We start from the raw sequence: 17,683 nt of genomic DNA on the forward strand, positions 1-17,683 counted from the left end.
GTCGTCCTTACTTGCCAACGCTACCCAGCGTGCCCAGCAACCCCGTTACCGGTGCCAGCAGGCCCGTCGAACCGCTGCCTGACGATGCCGTACCCGTGACACTGCCGACCAGCGACGTGACCGGCGCGAGCGGGCTCGCACCACCCGATCCTGCTGCACCGCCCACTGCTCCGGTGACAGTATTCAGCAAACCGGTGACGGGCGCGAGAGGGTTTGCACTGCCTGCGCCGCCCGTTGCGCCACCGAGCGTGCCGGTGACCGTCGACACGAGATTCGTGACGGGGGAGAGCGGGCCGCCGCTGCCGCCTGCCGCGCCGCCCAGTGCGCCGGTGACCGTCGACACGAGGCCCGTGACAGGCGCGAGCGGGCCGCTGCCCGAGCCGCCGGTTGCGCCACCGAGTGCGCCCGTGAGCGAGCCCAGCGGCGTCGAGCCGAGACCGGACAGCAGGCCGCCGAGCGGGTTCGTCGAGCCGGAACCCGACGACGTGCCGTTCTGGACGGTCGCCGTCGAGCCGCCGACGAGGCTCGTGATCAGGCCGGGGATCGGTGCGGCGCCGTTCGGGCCGTTCGGGTTGACGAGGCCGCCCGTGTTGGTCACCGTGTTGCCGACCGCGGTCACGAGCTGACCGACGTCGCCGACGAGCGGCTGGCTCGACGTGCCGCCGACTTGCTTGCCCGCCGAGCTGATCGCGCCGCCGATCTGGCCGAGCAGGCCGGAGACGGGTTGGCCGAGGCCGGTCGTCGTGCCGACCTGCTGCGTGACCTGGCCGGCCGTGATCACGAGCGGCGTGATCGCCGAGCTGATCGGTTGCGTGACCTGCTGGACGGCGCCCGACGACAGCGTCGAGCCGATCGTCGTGCCGGCGGCCGTCAGGCCGTTGGCGACCGTGTCGAGCACGGTGCCGACCGGCGTCGTGACGGGGGCGAGCGGCGCGAGCGGACCCGTGCCGAGCGCCTTGACCGTCGAGCTCAGGCCGGACACCGTGTTGCTCGTCGCGCCGACGACATTGCCGAGGCCGGCAACCGTCGTGCCGACCGGATCCTTCGTCGAGCCGATCTGTCCCAGCCCGTTGCTCACGGCATCGGCGGCCGCACCGATGATCGTGCCGGTGCTGGACAGCGTGCTGCCGACACCCTTCGTCACGCCGTCGCCGAGGCCCGGCAGGCTGATGTTGCCGACCGTGCTGCCGAGGTCGCTGGCCGTCTGGCCGACCGTGCTGACGACACCCTTGGTGCCGGTGGACGAGCCACTGGTGCCGCTGGTGCCGGACGTGCCGCTCGTGCTCGGATTGTTGTTGTTATTGCTGCTGCTCGGCGGCGAGCTGACGCCGCCGCCGCCGCACGCGGCCAGCAGGCAGGCCGCGGCGAAGGCGGTGAGGGGCGCACGCCACTGGCGCAGGGCGGCCGTCGTGATGGAACGTTGCTGGGACATGATGGACTCCTCGCTGTCTTTTCGATGAATGGATGTCGGATTACTTGCCGTGCGTGCCGCCGAGCAGGCCGCCGATCAGCGACGTGACAGGCGCGAGCGGGTTCGACGACGAGCCCGAGTTCGTGACCGCACCCGTGCCGCCGCTCAGTGCCGGTACGCCGACCGAACTGGTGACCGTCGAGACGGCATTCGTCACCGGGGCGAGCGGGCTGCTGCCGCCTGCGCTGCCGGCCACGCCGCCTAGCGCACCCGTGACTGCACCGAGGAGACCCGTGACCGGGGCGAGCGGACCGCCGCTCGTTCCGCCCGTTGCACCGCCGAGCGCACCCGTGACCGTCGAGACGAGACCGGTAACCGGTGCGAGCGGGCCGCCGCTCGTTCCGCCCGTTGCACCGCCGAGTGCGCCGGTGACCGTGGAGACGAGGCCGGTGACCGGTGCAAGCGGGCCGCTGCCGCCGCCTGCTGCGCCACCGAGTGCGCCGGTGACCGTGGAGACGAGGCCGGTGACCGGTGCGAGCGGGCCGCTGCCGCCACCCGTTGCGCCGCCGAGTGCGCCGGTGACCGTGGAGACGAGGCCGGTGACCGGTGCGAGCGGGCCGCTGCCGCCACCCGTTGCGCCGCCGAGTGCGCCGGTAACCGTGGAGACGAGGCCCGTGAGCGGGGCGAGCGGGTTGGTCACGCCGCCGGTGCCGCCCGTGAGCAGGCCGCCGACGGCCTTCACGGTATTGCCCGTCGCCGAGACGGTGTTGCCGAGGCCTGTCGTGACCGGATTGCCGCCCGTCGACGCGAGCAGTGCGCCGGCCTGGTTCAGCCCGTTGCCGATCGTGCCGAGCAGCGTGTTGACCGGTGCGCCGAGGCCGGTGGCCGTGCCGATCGTCTGGGTCGTCTGGCCGACCATCGTCGTGATCGGCGTGATGGCCGAGCTGACCGTCTGCGTGACTTGCTGGATCGGGCCGGTCGACAGCGCATTGGTGAGGGTCGTGCCGCCGTTCGATACGGCGCCGCCGAGCGTCGACACGAGGCCGCCGACGGCACCCGTGACCGGTGCGAGCGGCGACAGCGGGCCGCTGCCGAGGCTCGTGACCAGTTTGCCGGTGTCCGTGACTGCGCCGCCCAGCTGGTTGACGACGCCTCCCGTGCTGGCGAGCGTGGTGCCGAGCGGATCCTTCGTTGCGCCGAGCTGGCCGAGACCGTTGCCGAGGCCGTTGCCGAGTGCGGTCACCGCGCCGCCGACGCTTTGCACGATGCCGCCTGCGGCTTGCGTGGTGGCCGGGTTGACGCCCGGCAGCGACTGGCTGCCGATGACGGAGCCGAGACCGGAGACGGTGCCGCCGACACCCGTGACGATATTGCTGCTGCTTGCGAGGACCTGTCCCACCGCGTTCGACGACACACCCGACGTGCCCGACGTACCGCTCGTGCCCGAGGTTCCGCTGGTACCGGAGGTGCCGCTCGTGCCCGAGGTGCCGCTGGTGCCGGAGGTACCGCTCGTGCCCGAGGTGCCGCTGGTGCCGGAGCTACCGCTCGTGCCCGAGGTGCCGCTCGTGCCGGAGCTGCCGCCACCCGACGTCGAGATCGTGTCACCGCCGCCCGAGCTCGAGCCGCCGCCGAGCCCCTGGCTGATCGAACCGGAACCGCCGCACGCGGAGAGGGAAAGCATGGCTGCAACGGTGGCCGCGATCAGAGTCGTCCGGAACACGCCATGAGGGATAACCTTGATGTCCATTTCTTCCTCGCATTAAAAATGTGTTGTGAACTGCGTTGTGTTGAGTGGTGCGAGGACTACTCTGCAACTGTCGTGCCATTTCGATGCCCGGCAGGTCGACAACCGGTTTTAAACGACGCAATTCCTTGTCGGGAAAGGAAGTCGCGGAGATTGAAAGATTGTTGAATCTGTTTAAGTGCAGATGAATGAGAACGGTTTCGGCCGTTTCGTAACGTAACGTCACAACATTGGCGTTACGCGTGCGGCGTAACGTGGGTGGCGAGCGGGCTTGATGGACGAGGCAATTGTTTTACTGGTGGATTAGGCGTGCACATCTAACCTATCGTAAATCCTATGTGTAAGTCGTACCGAAACGCCGTACAAATACGCTGTGCTCCTGAAGATTTTTTCCGACAGAGTCGTTAAAAGAGGTTGGAACTTAAATAGGATCGGATATAGAATCCGGAGCAGATGTAAGCAAATGTACGGTTCGGTACACAACGTTCGAGGAGGGTCACTATCGCGAATGTTAACTTGCATCAAATTGTGAGCAATGCCCTTCGGGGCGACCTATAAAGAAAGCGCACCCGGTTGTCGTTGCAGCAGATGTGGCGAACGAGCGGGGCAAAGCGGCCAGATATGCGGGGACGTATACGTATAAAAGGCCAGAAAACGTAAATACAGGCACGAGGAATAAAATGAAAGCAATCATCAAGCGTTTCCTTTCGGAAGAAAACGGGGTTACCGCAGTCGAGTATGGACTCATTGCCGGACTTATCGCAGTCGCTCTCGTCAGTGCCATGTCCACGCTGACGGGTGGCATCTCGGGGGCGTTCAGCTACATCGCGAGCAAGTTGCCGGCGGCATAACGAACGAGCTTTCGCTCAATTCCCTGCTGATAGGGGCGCGGGTTGCTTCGGCAATCCGCGTAGGTAAGTTTTGCCGCTCGGGGCGTAAATGATCCTGCTAACTGGCGTCGGGGTTTTCCTCGCGTGGGCGGTACTCGTCGCGCTCGAGGATATTCGTCACAGGCGTATACCGAATTCACTGGTGATCGGTGGGTTCGTGGCTGCATTTGTGCTCTCCGGACACAACCCGTTCGGCATATCGGTAAATCAGGCGCTCGTCGGCGTACTGATTGGCCTCATCAGTCTTTTCCCATTTTTCGTGCTGCGCGTAATGGGTGCTGCGGATGTCAAGGTATTCGCGGTACTGGGCGCGTGGTGTGGTGCCCATGCGCTGTTGTGGCTTTGGATCGTGGCGAGCCTGCTCGCGTTTGCCCATGCCGGCACGCTGATCGTTGCCACCCGTACGCCGGTGTCTGCGCTGTGGCAGCGACGTGCTCCGACGATGGAGATTGCCGGTTTCCGCGCGTCGCCGTATGCCGCCTTTCTCGTGATTCCGGCGGCGTTGTGGTGCGTGTACCGGATCGCGACCGGGGGAATTCAATGACGTTCTCTCGTCTCGCATCAGGAATCCGGCGTCGCGAGCGTGGCGCGACGGCTATTGAATTTGCGTTGATGCTGCCGGTGTTCTTTCTGATCCTGTACGCGATCATCACGTACGGAATGATCTTCGCCGCGCAGCAAAACCTGACGCTTGCGGCAACCGAGGGCGCTCGCGCCGCGCTGAATTATCAGCAGGTTGGGGCGGCTGCTTCGGTGCCGGCGGCGCAGCAAGCCGCGCTTGCGGCGCGGGCGCAGGCCGCCTGCACGGCCGCAACGAACCTCACTACGTGGCTGAAAGGGGCGACATGCACGCCGACGCAGCAAGGTAGCTGTTCATACGACACGACGATGCTGTGCGTGCAGATTACGCTGACCTATCCGTATTCGCAAAACCCGCTGGTCCCGCCGTTTCCGCTGCTCGGCTCGCTGTTGCCGGTGCCGTCGGCGCTCGTCGGAACCGCGATGGTGCAGATCAGCCCGGTCAACATCTTATAGATGGAAGCGATGGTGCCGGGTCGAGAACGCCTGGCCGGCAACGTCGCACGAAGAATTCAATCGTGAGTAGCGGGGAAGCATAACAACACCATGGCCAACAACCTGACGAAGATCATTGCGGGCTTGCTGATCGCGATCGCGGTCCTGCTCGGCGTCTATGCGTGGATGCTCGGCCGCAAGCCGGCCGACGTCGCGCCGGTTGCCGCGACGGTGGCGACGCAAAGCGTGCCCGTCGTTGTGGCGACCCGGCCATTGCAGGCCGGCCAGCCGATTCCGGCCGATGCGTTGAAGATTCAACAGTCGACGGCCGCGCCAAAGGGTGCGTTTGCCGATCCGCTGCAACTGGTTGGCCGCATTCCCGCTGCCGACATTCCCGCGCAGGCGGCCGTCGTTGCAAGCGCACTGTCCTCCGGCCTTGCCGAGCAGATCGCACCGGGAGAACGCGCCGTCGCGATCAAGGTCGACGAGACCAACGCGGTTGGCAACCGGGTGCGGCCCGGCAACTATGTCGACGTGTTCCTGAACCTGAAACGCGATGGGACTGGCGTGGCGATTGGCGGGACGTCGACGGCCGAGATCGTGAATACTCAGGCTCGATTGCTGATGTCGAAGGTCCGCGTGCTGTCGTTTGGCGATGCCACAACCGAGCGAGACAGCTCAAACGGTTCCGTGGTCGGGATACGGACCGCGGTGCTGGCAGTGCCGACCGCGCAGGTGGATGCGCTGACGCTTGCCGAACAGAGCGGCCGGATCGTCCTCGCGCTTCGCAGCCCGCGCGACGACGATGTCGCGACGCAGACCGTCGCGGTCCGTGTGGGTGACGACAAGAGTCCGTCAGCGCTCGCCGCAGCCGGCGTGATGCTGGGTGAGTTGTCGAAGAGCGCGACGGCGCCGGCCCCGCGTGCGGTGGTGCGGGCAGCCACGCGGCATGCGGGCGGTGGCAGCATCGAAGTGATTCGGGGTGGGCGGGCCGAGACGGTCGCCTATTGAGCGGGACGAAGACGACAACCAGAGAAGGGGGGCGGATCGATGCCTCCAAAACAATGAAAAAGAAACTGATTGGATTGGCTATTGCATTGAGCGCGCTGGCAATGCCGCCGCTGTCGGACGCGGCCGACACGAGCGGGACGATCAGCCTTGCGGTCGGCGCACAACGGCAGCTTGCAATGGGGCACACGCTGCAGCGGGTTGCGATTGGTGATCCGTCGGTCGCCGATGTGCTTGTCGTGAAGGGTGGGCGCGGCGGCGTGTTGCTCGTCGCGAAGAATGCCGGGTCGACGAATGTGATGATCTGGGAGCGTGGCCGTGACGAACCGACCGTCTACAACGTGAATGTCACGAGTGGTGCCGCGCGTGCACTGCTTGACGGTGCATCGCCGAGCGTGAATACGTATGGCGGCACGACGGTGATCGGCGGCGCGTCCGGGACCCTCGACGGGCATCAGCGGGCGGTTCATGCAGCGAAGACAGTCAGCGGCAAGGACGGGACGACGCTTGATGCGTCGACGATTTCCGGCAAGAACGTCGTGCAGGTTGACGTGCGTGTCGTTGAATTCAGCCGTTCGGTGCTGAAGCAGGCGGGTCTCAACTTCTTCAAGCAGAGCAACGGTTTTTCGTTCGGTGCATTCGCGCCGACGGGGCTGACGTCGATTACCGGTACGCCGGGCGGCTCGCTTACATACAATACGAACGTGCCGATTTCTTCTGCGTTCAACCTCGTCGTCAACTCGGTGTCGCATGGGCTGTTCGCGGATCTGTCGATTCTTGAGGCGAACAATCTTGCCCGCGTGCTTGCCCAGCCTACGCTTGTCGCGTTGTCCGGCCAGAGTGCGAACTTCCTCGCGGGCGGAGAAATTCCGGTGCCGGTGCCGCAATCGCTCGGCACGATTTCCATCGAGTGGAAACCTTATGGTGTTGGGCTCACTGTCACGCCGACCGTGCTGAACCCGCGGCGGATCGCGCTGAAGGTCGCACCCGAGTCGAGCCAGCTCGACTTCGTGCATTCGATCACGATCAACGGAATCCAGGTGCCCGCGCTGACAACGCGACGTGCGGACACAACCGTCGAACTTGGCGATGGCGAAAGCTTCGTCATCGGCGGCTTGGTCGACCGGGAGACGACGTCCAACGTCAACAAGGTGCCGTTCCTGGGTGATCTGCCCATCATCGGCGCGTTTTTCAAGAATCTGAGTTACCAGCAGAACGACAAGGAACTCGTGATCATCGTTACGCCGCACCTCGTCGCACCGATTGCGCAAGGCGCATCGCTGCCGGCGACGCCGGGCGAACTGTCCGAGCAGCGCGATGCTCCCGTGTGGCGTTCTTATCTGGGCGGCATGGCGTCGCCAGACGCAGGACCGGGGTTCTCGAAATGAGCGCGCCGAGTCGTTACGGGGCAGCGCAGGCCGTCGCGCGCGACGCGATGCCTTGCTTCATTGGGAGTATCCAAGATGAATGCGAGAACCTATTCTTTGTCTGAGCCCGCCGTCACCGACCACTTCGTGTGCGCATCCTCGCTTGCGGAGCATGTGCATTGGCTGTCGCAGTCGCTGGTCTCGGCCGGCGCCGTCGAGGGCGCGCCGCTCGATGGTGCAGCATTGTCGCAGCGCATCGGCGTGTTGAATCCTGCGCTGGTGTTCATCGATTTTTCGGGTGATTGCGCGGCGGCGAGTACGGTTGTCGCCGCGGTACGCGTATCACATCCAGGGGTGCCGGTCGTCGCGCTGGGTTCGCTCGCGCAACCGGAGGGAGCACTCGCCGCGCTGCGCGCGGGCGTGCGCGATTTTGTCGATTTTTCCGCGCCGGCTGACGAGGCGCTGCGGATCACGCGAGTGTTGCTCGACAACGTCGGTGAGCCGGCGAATCGGCACGGGAAGGTCACCGCGTTGCTCGGCGCTCGCGCCGGGATGGGCGTGAGCACGCTGGCCGCGAACCTGTCGGTGTTGATGCAGCGGCGGCCTGCCGATCCCGCACTGACGGCGGCGCTCCTTGATCTCGGATTGCCGGCTGGCGACGGTGCATTGTTCCTGAATACGCGCTGCGAATTCCATTTCGTCGAAGCCGTACGCAACCTGCGTCGAATCGACCGCACGTTCGTGACGACTGCGCTCGCGCGCCATTCGAGTGGTGTTGCACTGACGACGCTCCCGCCGAACCTCGCCGATCTGCGCGAGGTTGCAACGGCGTCGTGCTCGGCATTGCTCAATCGGCTGCGGGCGTTCTTCGATCACCAGATTGTCGATCTCGGCGGGTTCCCGAATCGCGAATTCATCGCGCAGGTCGTGAATCTTGCGGACGAAGCATGGCTCGTGTGCGATCAGGGCGTGGCGTCGGTCGTATCGGCGGTGGAGATGCTGGACGGGCTGCGCGACGCGGGGGCCGCGACCGAACGGATTCGGCTCGTCGTCAACCAGTTCGACGCAGATCTCGGGCTGATGCCTGCACAGATCGCCGAACGGCTGGAGTTGTCGCTGGTCGCGACGTTACCGTCACGGCGGGTGTCCATCGGGCATGCGGCGAACCAGGGCAAGCTGATTGCGGAAGTCACGGAACGCGATCCGTATGTACGTGCGCTCGGACCGTTGGTCGAGCGCCTCGCGGGTGCGCCGGCGCCGGGAGCGGCACAGCGTGCGGCCGGCGGTCTCTCGGCGCTCAGGCGAATCATTCAATCCTCAACGAAGCGGTCGTAAGTGATGGCACACGACATTCAATTTGCCGACGGCGCAGCGCCGTTCTCGCAAACGCAACAGTTCCACGACATCAAGAATGCCGCTCACGAACATCTGCTCACGCGGATTGAGGAACTGGGCGCCGAATTCGGCCGCTGGTCGCGACAGGCGATCAACCAGTTCGTCGATCTCGAGATCGACAGCTTCGTGCGGCTACGGCGGATCCCGCTCAACGAGAGTGAGGTGCGTGCCGTTGCCGAGGCGCTGACGAAGGAGCTCGCCGGTTTCGGGCCGATCGAAGACCTGCTGGCGGATCCGCACGTCGAAGACATCCTGATCAACGGCTACAACGACATCTACGTGTCACGGCACGGGATCCTGTCGAAGCTGCCGATCCGCTTTACCGACAACGCCCATCTGCTGAGGATCGTGCGACGGATTCTCGCTCCGGTTGGCCGGCGACTCGACGAATCGAATCCGATGGTCGATGCGCGGCTGCCCGACGGCGGCCGTGTCAACGTCGTGATCGAACCGCTGTCGATCGACGGTCCGGTCGTGTCGATCCGTAAGTTCCGCAAGGACCCGCTGAAGCCCGAGGATCTGCTTGGCAACGGCACCTACAACGAAGAAATTGGCCGGTTGCTCGAGGCCGCGGTCGAGGCGCGCTGCAACGTCCTCGTGTCGGGCGGCACCAGTTCGGGCAAGACGTCGCTGCTGAACGCGCTCGCGTTCCATATTCCCATGGCCGAACGCGTCGTGACGATCGAGGATACGGCCGAATTGTCGTTGAATCACCCGCACGTCGTGCGGCTCGAGAGCCGTCCAGGCGGGTTTGACGGCAGCGGCGTCGTGACGATTCGCGACCTGTTGCGAAACACGTTGCGGATGCGGCCGGACCGAATCATCGTCGGCGAAGTGCGCGGCGGCGAAGTGCTCGAAATGCTGCAGGCGATGAATACAGGTCACGACGGATCGATGGGCACCGTGCACGCGAGTTCGCCGCGTGAGTGCCTGTACCGGCTCGAGATGCTTGCCGGTTTCGCCGGTTTTCAGGGTACCGAAGCAAGTCTGCGCCGGCAGATTGCCAATGCGATCGATTTCATCGTACAGATTGGCCGGCTGTCCAACGGTCGTCGGCGCATCCTGTCGATCACCGAAGTCACCGGCATGTCGGACAACATCGTATCGACGCAGGAACTGTATCGCTACGAGGCGCGCGTTACGCCTGAGGGCGACGAGATCGATCATTGGGAGTCGCTCGGCATTCATCCGCATTCGCCGAAGCTTGCACGTTTCCGTAACACGCTGGTGTCGAGCGGCGGCGGGTTCGGCGGCAATTTCGGGCGTGGCGGAGGTTTCAATGTCTAGCGCCACCTTGCTCGCGCTGATGTTCGCGCTGATCTGTGCGGCGGCCGGGTTGCTGCTGTGGCGCGGAAGCCAGGTGCGGGAAGGGCGCGCGCATACGCAACGATTCTTCGACAGCCGGGTGGGCCAGGGCGCACGCACCGAACTGCCGGCCGGCGACGCACGCACCATGCGTACCGCGGCGGCCGGTATGGTGAACGCGCAGGCGTCGGAACAGGGTTTGGCGCGCTGGCGCTCGTTGGTGTTCGACGCGTGGACCGTGCTGTCCGACCGCGCAGGCCTCGATGAAGTGCGCGCCGGCCTTGTGCTGGGGCTCGCGATCATTGCGCTGCTCGCGCTGTGGGCCGGCATGGCCGGCGGGATGCTCGCGGCCGCAGCTGCGCTTATTGCGGGCGGGGTGCTTGTCGTCCTGTGGATTACATCGCGTATCAGCCGGCGCCGCCTGAAGATCGTCCGCCAGTTGCCGTCGTTCCTCGACGGGATCGTTCGGCTCGTGACTCTCGGGAACAGCGTACCGGCGGCTTTCCAGTCAGCGCTTCAGACGGCCGAGATGCCGTTGCGCCGTTGCCTCGACGACGTGTCGCAGATGCTGCGCTCTGGCGTCGAGATCGATCGTGCGATGCTGCACATTGCACACACGTACCGGATTCGCGAATTCGAACTGGTCGGTGCTGTGCTGCGTCTGTCGGTTCGCTATGGCGGCCGGGCAGACGTGATGCTCGATCGGATGTCGACGTTCATGCGCGATCTCGAGCAGGCCGAACGCGAGCTGTCCGCGATGTCGGCCGAGACCAGGCTGTCTGCATGGGTGCTGGCGCTGTTGCCGATCGCAGTCGGTAGCTTCGTCATCTCCACGAGCCCGCGCTACTTCACGGCGATGTGGAATGACGACTCCGGGCGCCAACTGATTTATCTGGCGTTTGCGCTGCAGGCGATAGGTGGTTTCTGGCTGTATCGGCTTGCGCGGCTGAGGTGAATCGATGGATGCAAACCGTTTAGGCGCACTGGCGCTGGTGCTCGGATCGGTCGGCGTGTTGCTGCTTGCCGCGCTCGCGATCGTTCGCGTCGTACTCGTGCAGCGTGCCGAGCGTGCGCTGGTGAATGCGCTTGACCGACGGACTGCGGCAATCGAAGCGGCCGCAGCGCGAGCCGGTTCCGCCGAGCCTGCGCGCGATGCGGCAGCACCTGCTGCAGCGCGCGGGCGTTTCGCGGGGCTGCGCGAACGCTTCGAAGACGTCGGGATGCGGTGGCTCGAAACCGGCTTCAGCCGATATCTGATCGCCGACGAGGATCGCCAATTGCTGGATCAGTGCGGTTTTGTCGACGTTCGTGCGAGAGCGCTGTTTGTCAGTGCGCGCATCGTTGGCGCCATCCTGCTGCCGGCGCTCGCCATGTTGGTACTGGTCAGCCGCGGACATGAGGCGCGCTGGCCGCTCTGGATCTCCTTCGCGCTCGTGACCGGCTACATGTTGCCGAAAATTTACGTGCGTCGGCGTGCCACTGCACGCCGACAGAGCATTGCGGCTGAATTACCGCTGCTTGTCGACATGCTGAGGCTGCTGCAGGGTGTCGGTCTGTCGCTCGACCAGAGCATTCAGGTTGTCACGCACGATTTTCAGACCATGCTGCCCGTATTGTCGTGGGAGCTCGGCGTTGCGCAACGGCAGTTCGCGGCCGGACGCACGCGCGAACAATCGCTGCAACGTCTCACGAACAGCTTCGACAACGAGGATCTGCGTGCGATCGTGCGATTGCTGATCCAGGTGGACAAGCACGGCGGCGCGGTGCAGGAGCCGCTGAAGCAGTTTGGCGACCGACTGCGCGAAGGGCGTCGTGCGACGCTGCGGGAGCAGATCGGCCGCCTGACGGTGAAGATGACTGGCGTCATGATTGTCACACTGTTGCCGGCGCTGTTGATCGTTACCGCGGGGCCCGGGATCATGACCGTGCTGTCCGCGCTTGCCGCGTTTCAGCACTGACGCGGCATGAGGGGAAGGAGCGACACAAGATGAATCGATTTGGTTGGATCCGCACGATCGCAGGGGCGACGGCGGTCGGGTTGCTCGCCGGCGGGTGCTCGTTGTTCAAGGAGTCCGGATACGGGATCGGTGCGCAGGCCGAGCGCGGCGCGCTGATGCAGGCGGCTGCCGACAAGAGTGCACCACCCGATACGCCAGGCATGTACCTGGGCTTGATCGAGCGGATGCAGGGGCAGGGATTGTATTTTGCGTCACTGGCCCACATCGATCAGTACGAGAAGCAATATGGTGCATCGCCGGACACGATTCTGCTGCGTGCCGACGCATTGCGCGCGACCGGTCAGTACGACGCCGGCGTGGCCGCCTATACGAAGTTGCTGACGTCACCGCTCGCCGCGCGCGGCTACCGCGGGCTGGGTCTGACCGCCGGCGCCCGTGGCGATTTTGCGCTTGCCGCGCAGCAACTCGAACAGGCGACGGTGCTTGCGCCGACCGATGCGGCGACGCTGTCCGACCTCGCATATTCGAAAATGCGCGAAGGCGACCTGGCAGGCGCACGCGTGCCGCTGCTGAAGGCAGCCGAACTCGAGCAGAAGAACCCGAAAATCCTCAGCAACTTTGTGCTTTATCTGCTCGCGAGCGGTCATGCGAAGGACGCGCGGCGGCTGATGGATCAGCAGAAGCTTTCGCCCGCGGTGCGCGGCCAGATTCGCGACGACGAGATGAAGGTCGAGGCCGCGATGCGCGCGAAACAACGCGCAGTCGCACACGTGCCAGGCAATGTGCCCGTGCCGTCGGTTGCGAGCAGCGACAACTTCGATCTTGCGGTGCCGCTGCTGCAGCGTTTCGCGCGATAACGACGATATTCACGGAGGCCATCATGTTTCACCTTTCCTCAATCCGCGTGCAAGCAGTGTGCATCGCGTTCGCGTGCACGCTTGGCGCGGGCATCGCGCATGCGCAAGGCGACACGCCGGCGTCCGAAATCGGTCATGCTACGAACGCTCTGCTCGACCTGCAGCGTTCGAATCGCGCGGCCGTCACGCCGCAACCGATCGACGGCGCGGCTGGGACGTATGCCTATCAGCGCTATATCGACTCGTTCAAGACGACGATTCCGCAGTGGTTCGGCACGATGTCGGCGTCGGGCGGCGGCAATAGCGGTGGCAGCGGTGGACTGTCCGGTGGCGACCTCGCGCGTTGACGGAGCAAAACGGTGAATACCCGGCACGATGGCGGCGCTATCCGCCGCGCGGCACGTCAGCGCGGCGCGTTCTCGGTGATGGCGATCATCGCGACGCTGATCGCCATCACGACGCTCGGCGCCATTGGCGTCGGTAATCTCTTTTATCAGCGTCGGGACGTGCAGCGGATTGCCGACATGGCCGCGCTCGCGGCCGTGCAGCGGATGGATGACGCGTGTTCGCAGCCGACGGCCACCGCGACCAGCAATGCGCAGTCGAACGGGCTCAATGCATCGAACGGCGATACGATCAGTGTCGAATGTGGCCGCTGGGACACGGCGGTCAACCCGAAACCCAGCTACTACGCTTCCGCGACCCCAGGGACCACGCAGTTGAACGCGGCCAAGGTGATCGTCACGCGTCAGGTGCCGTTCTTCTTCGTTGGACCGCCGCAGCCCGTATCCGCTGTATCGACCGCGCGGTCGACGAACATCGATACCTTCTCGGTCGGCGCAACCCTTGCCGCGCTCGGTGGTGTCGGCTGCGCCGGCGGATCTGCCCCGGTGTCCGGCAATCCAGGGCTCGTCAACGGACTGATCGGCGGGCTGCTCGGCGCCGGCCTGAACCTCAACATCGGGTCGTATCAATCGCTCGCATGTACGAACGTGACGATCGGCGATCTCGTCGTGGCGGCTGGCGTCGGCACGGTCGATCAATTGCTTGCGCTCAAGCTCACGTTGCCGCAACTGGTCCAACTGATGGTGAACGCGGCCACGCAAACGACCGTCGCGAACGCAAGCCTGCAGGCGAGCCTCGCCACGCTGCAGGCGATCCTGAACGCCAACATTCCGGGGACGTCGATTGGCCTCGGCGGAGCGGGCGGATTGCTGAACGTCGCGCTCGCGGATACGCAGGCGGCACTCAATGCGCAGGTGGACCTGCTCGATCTGCTGCTCGTCAGTGCGGAAATCGCAGCAACGGGCAAGCCGGCGGTCACGGTCAATGTGCCGTCGCTGAATCTCGGCGGGCTGACGGGGACGCAACTGCAGGTGCAGATCATCAGCCCTCCATCGATCGGCATCGGCGAAGGCGGGATCGATCCATCGACGGGAACGTGGCGCACGAAGGCGTCGACCGCTGCGGTGGGTGTATATCTCAATGTCGATCTTGGCACGACGCAATTGCCACTGGTCGGCGCGTTGCTGAATTTGCTGAACGTGAATGTCGATGTGAACCTGCCGATTTATCTGCAAGTCGGTACCGGCACCGCAACGTTGAATTCGACGCAATGTGCGTCCACGCAGGCGGCGAGCACGGTCGTCATTACTGCTCAACCGGGCGTAGCCAATCTGTGCATTGGCCAGCCGCCGCTCGATTCGTCCGGCAAGATTAGCCTGTCGTCGGCTTACAGTTGTACGTCGCCCGGGCAGATCATCAATGCGAACGTGCTCGGACTTGCGCAGTTGACGGCGACGCTGTCCAACGTATCGGTTCAGGTGCAAGGCGCTGCCCAATCGCATACCTTCAATGGCGTGCCCGGGATCGATGCGGACTACTGGACGGTGAATTCGAATGCGCTGGGTTCGGCGCTCAGTTCGGCCTTGACGCAGCTCGCGGCCGCGAAGATCACGGTCAACCTCGGCTTGTTCGGTGCGAATATCCTGACGGTCCCTGGGAACTTCGTTTCCACGTTGCTCACCTTTTTGACCGGCCTGCTCGGCCCGCTCCTATCGAGTCTTGACGCAGTCCTCGTTCCGCTGCTGAATCTGCTTGGCGTCCAGGTCGGCGCGGCGACGGTCCATCAGATCTCGCTCAGTTGCGGGGTCGCCCAAACGGTTTACTGAAGAAGCAGATCAGATGAGAAATACGCCCGCAATCGAAGAGCTCGACCTGTACGTCTGGGAAGGCAAGGCGGACATTGTCGACCGCGTCGCCCGGTGCATGGCGAGCTTCGACGTCGAAGTGATCCGCGCCGACAACGCGGAGATCTCGCCCGAGCGCGCCGCATTGCGGCCGTCGCTCGCGATCATCAGCGTGACGATGATCGAAGGCGGCGCCGCGTTCCTGCGCGACTGGCAGGCCAACATCGGCATGCCGGTGGTCTGGGTCGGCGCGGCGCGCGACCACGACGCGTCGCAATATCCGCCCGATTATTCGCACATCCTGCCGCTCGACTTCACGTGCGCCGAGCTGCGCGGGATGATCGGCAAGCTCGTCACGCAGCTGCGTGCGCACTCGGCCGAAACGTCGCAGCCGTCCGAACTCGTCGCGCACTCCGAATCGATGCAGGCGCTGCTGCATGAAGTCGATACCTTCGCCGATTGCGACACCAACGTGCTGCTGCACGGCGAAACCGGCGTCGGCAAGGAACGCATCGCGCAACTGCTGCACGAAAAGCATTCGCGTTACCGGCACGGCGAATTCGTGCCGGTGAACTGTGGCGCGATTCCCGACGGCCTGTTCGAATCGCTGTTCTTCGGTCATGCGAAAGGATCGTTCACGGGCGCGGTTGTTGCGCATAAAGGCTATTTCGAGCAGGCGGCCGGCGGCACGCTGTTTCTCGACGAAGTCGGCGATCTGCCGCTGTACCAGCAGGTCAAGCTGCTGCGCGTGCTCGAGGATGGCGCGGTGCTGCGAGTGGGAGCGACTGCGCCGATCAAGGTCGATTTCCGGCTGGTCGCGGCGAGCAACAAGAAGTTGCCGCAGCTCGTGAAGGAAGGGCTGTTCCGCGCCGATCTCTACTACCGGCTCGCGGTGATCGAGCTGAGCATTCCGTCGCTGGAAGAGCGCGGCGCCGTCGACAAGATCGCGCTGTTCAAGTCGTTCGTCGCTCAGGTCGTCGGCGAGGAGCGGCTCGCGGAGCTGTCGGACCTGCCGTACTGGCTGACGGATTCGGTCGCGGACAGTTACTTCCCCGGCAACGTGCGCGAATTGCGCAACCTCGCCGAGCGCGTCGGCGTGACGGTGCGGCAGACGGGCGGGTGGGATGCCGCGCGGCTGCAGCGGCTGATCGCGCACGCGCGCAGTTCGGCCCAGCCGGTGCCGGTGGAGAGCGCGGCCGAGGTGTTCGTCGATCGCAGCAAGTGGGACATGAACGAGCGCAACCGCGTCATTGCCGCGCTCGACGCAAACGGTTGGCGCCGGCAGGATACGGCGCAGCAACTCGGCATCAGCCGCAAGGTACTGTGGGAAAAAATGCGCAAATATCAGATCTTCGACGAAGAACCCGAGACACGCGAAAGCGAGTAATTAATGCGATAAAATCGCGCTGAATCACAACGACTCGGGCGGGAATAAAACTTCATGAGCCATATGACGGGGTTGGGGCGGGTGAGCGTGTTGCTCGCCCTGGTAGGAGGCATGCAGGGCGCTTTCGCGCAGGGGCTGGCCGGCAGCGATTCGCCGGCGGTACAGCAGGCGTCGGCGCCGGTAGCAGCGATTCCGGCGATCGATTCGCAGGCCCAGACGTCGCTGCAGCCGCAAGCGGGCGAGACGACGGGGCCGAGCACGGTCGACGATCTGCAGCGCCAGATCCAGGCGCACTCGCTGACGGAAATGCGCACGAGCTACAACGGCAGCTACGGCGCGAGCCTGCTGTTCAATGTGAAGGACGGTGCGTACTTCGTCGCGCTGTTCCAGCAGAAGGCGTTCTGGCGCGTGATCAAGACGTACGACGAAACGCGCGCGGAAGCGATCTATCGCGATTTCTCGCGCCAGGCGGAGCGGCTGGCCGTCAACGAACTGCGGGCGGCGAAGCTGGAGTCGCAGAAGGCGCAATTGGACAAGCAGCTCGAGGTCACGCAGGATCGCGCACGACGCCTGCAGGCCGACATCTCGATCGCACGCCAGCAGCAGGCGGCGGTCGCGGATCGGCAGAAGAGCGTTCGCAGCGAGACGGCGGCATTGCAGGCGCAACAAGCCGAACTCCAGTCGCAACTGCGCGCGTTGCAGCAGCAGGTGCGTTCGTTGCAGCGTGAGGCCGACGCGGGCCTGCCGACGTCGGCACGCTGAACCCGGCGGCGGTGCGGCGACATGCCGCGCCGGCCGCACAAGCGAAAAGGGCAAGCCGGTTGGCTTGCCCTTTTGTTTTACTGGCCGTCCGGCACGATCCGCCGGCGGCGTGTGACGATCACCGGACCGTTGCCGCCGCGTGTATCCGGCGACGACGTGTTGCCGGAGGCATCGCCGCTGTCGCGCGGCGCGCCATAGCTCTCGCGCGGTTCACGGGGTTCGCGCGGGGCGCCGTAGCCTTCGCGCGGCTCACGCGAGCCATAACCTTCACGCGGTTCGCGGGAGCCGTAGCCGCCGCCGTCGCCACGCGATTCGCGCGGGCCGCCGTGCGAGCCGTACGGGCTGTGACCGCCGCCTTCACGACCGCCGGGGCGGCCGCCGGTGCGCGGCCCGCGG

The 17,683-nt window shown here is 64.9% G+C and carries 16 protein-coding genes and 1 pseudogene; 14 read left to right on the forward strand and 3 right to left on the reverse strand.

Annotated features, from left to right (window positions below; all coding sequences use genetic code 11):
• Window positions 1–7 precede the first annotated feature (7 nt).
• Window positions 8–1,432: a collagen-like triple helix repeat-containing protein gene (locus G3N62_RS08985; protein WP_124669122.1), complete on the reverse strand. Its 1,425-nt coding sequence runs from the start codon at window positions 1,430–1,432 to the stop codon at window positions 8–10.
• Between the two features lie 40 nt (window positions 1,433–1,472).
• Window positions 1,473–3,158 carry a collagen-like triple helix repeat-containing protein gene (locus G3N62_RS08990; RefSeq protein ID WP_034190128.1) on the reverse strand — a complete coding sequence of 562 codons (1,686 nt, stop codon included), beginning with the start codon at window positions 3,156–3,158 and terminating at the stop codon, window positions 1,473–1,475.
• A 677-nt stretch (window positions 3,159–3,835) separates the two neighbouring features.
• Here G3N62_RS08990 and G3N62_RS08995 point away from each other — a divergent pair.
• The 14 genes from G3N62_RS08995 to G3N62_RS09060 all read left to right on the forward strand — a co-directional run bounded on the left by G3N62_RS08995 (window position 3,836) and on the right by G3N62_RS09060 (window position 17,287).
• The gene (locus tag G3N62_RS08995; RefSeq protein ID WP_049032155.1) at window positions 3,836–4,006 is read left to right on the forward strand and encodes a Flp family type IVb pilin; all 171 of its coding nucleotides are present in this window, start codon (window positions 3,836–3,838) and stop codon (window positions 4,004–4,006) included.
• 88 nt (window positions 4,007–4,094) lie between these two features.
• Window positions 4,095–4,589, forward strand: coding sequence for a prepilin peptidase (locus G3N62_RS09000; protein WP_049032156.1), 495 nt, complete (start codon window positions 4,095–4,097; stop codon window positions 4,587–4,589).
• Window positions 4,586–5,080, forward strand: coding sequence for a TadE family protein (locus tag G3N62_RS09005; RefSeq protein ID WP_049032157.1), 495 nt, complete (start codon window positions 4,586–4,588; stop codon window positions 5,078–5,080). Before G3N62_RS09000 ends, G3N62_RS09005 begins: the two co-directional genes overlap by 4 nt.
• Before the next feature lie 90 nt (window positions 5,081–5,170).
• On the forward strand, window positions 5,171–6,070 hold the full coding sequence (cpaB, locus tag G3N62_RS09010) for a Flp pilus assembly protein CpaB (protein ID WP_049032158.1): 900 nt from the start codon (window positions 5,171–5,173) through the stop codon (window positions 6,068–6,070).
• Between the two features lie 53 nt (window positions 6,071–6,123).
• Entirely contained in the window at window positions 6,124–7,455 is a 1,332-nt protein-coding gene (locus tag G3N62_RS09015; RefSeq protein WP_124669120.1) for a type II and III secretion system protein family protein, read from the forward strand.
• Window positions 7,456–7,530: 75 nt separating this feature from the next.
• Entirely contained in the window at window positions 7,531–8,769 is a 1,239-nt protein-coding gene (locus tag G3N62_RS09020) for a fimbrial protein (protein WP_124669119.1), read from the forward strand.
• A gap of 3 nt (window positions 8,770–8,772) precedes the next feature.
• Window positions 8,773–10,116 (forward strand): CpaF family protein, encoded by a 1,344-nt coding sequence (locus G3N62_RS09025; RefSeq protein ID WP_049029455.1) that lies wholly within the window; start codon window positions 8,773–8,775, stop codon window positions 10,114–10,116.
• A complete protein-coding gene (locus G3N62_RS09030; RefSeq protein WP_124669118.1) occupies window positions 10,109–11,089 on the forward strand; it encodes a type II secretion system F family protein in 981 nt (326 codons plus the stop codon). Before G3N62_RS09025 ends, G3N62_RS09030 begins: the two co-directional genes overlap by 8 nt.
• 4 nt (window positions 11,090–11,093) lie before the next feature.
• A complete protein-coding gene (locus G3N62_RS09035; RefSeq protein WP_049032170.1) occupies window positions 11,094–12,092 on the forward strand; it encodes a type II secretion system F family protein in 999 nt (332 codons plus the stop codon).
• Window positions 12,093–12,121: 29 nt separating this feature from the next.
• Complete coding sequence (locus G3N62_RS09040; RefSeq protein ID WP_049032172.1) at window positions 12,122–12,949, forward strand: pilus assembly protein; 828 nt, start codon at window positions 12,122–12,124, stop codon at window positions 12,947–12,949.
• A gap of 23 nt (window positions 12,950–12,972) precedes the next feature.
• Window positions 12,973–13,296, forward strand: coding sequence for a DUF3613 domain-containing protein (locus tag G3N62_RS09045; RefSeq protein ID WP_049032173.1), 324 nt, complete (start codon window positions 12,973–12,975; stop codon window positions 13,294–13,296).
• A 12-nt stretch (window positions 13,297–13,308) separates the two neighbouring features.
• A complete protein-coding gene (locus G3N62_RS09050) occupies window positions 13,309–15,120 on the forward strand; it encodes a TadG family pilus assembly protein (protein WP_049032174.1) in 1,812 nt (603 codons plus the stop codon).
• A gap of 13 nt (window positions 15,121–15,133) precedes the next feature.
• Entirely contained in the window at window positions 15,134–16,525 is a 1,392-nt protein-coding gene (locus tag G3N62_RS09055; RefSeq protein WP_124669117.1) for a sigma-54 dependent transcriptional regulator, read from the forward strand.
• Between the two features lie 54 nt (window positions 16,526–16,579).
• Complete coding sequence (locus G3N62_RS09060) at window positions 16,580–17,287, forward strand: DUF2968 domain-containing protein (RefSeq protein WP_034190116.1); 708 nt, start codon at window positions 16,580–16,582, stop codon at window positions 17,285–17,287.
• A gap of 77 nt (window positions 17,288–17,364) precedes the next feature.
• Here G3N62_RS09060 and G3N62_RS09065 read toward each other — a convergent pair.
• Window positions 17,365–17,683 (reverse strand): annotated as a pseudogene (locus G3N62_RS09065) (RNA chaperone Hfq); the annotation flags it as partial.

Origin of the sequence: Burkholderia sp. Tr-20355, assembly GCF_017104685.1 — a bacterium.
Taxonomy (GTDB): Bacteria; Pseudomonadota; Gammaproteobacteria; order Burkholderiales; family Burkholderiaceae; genus Burkholderia; species Burkholderia seminalis.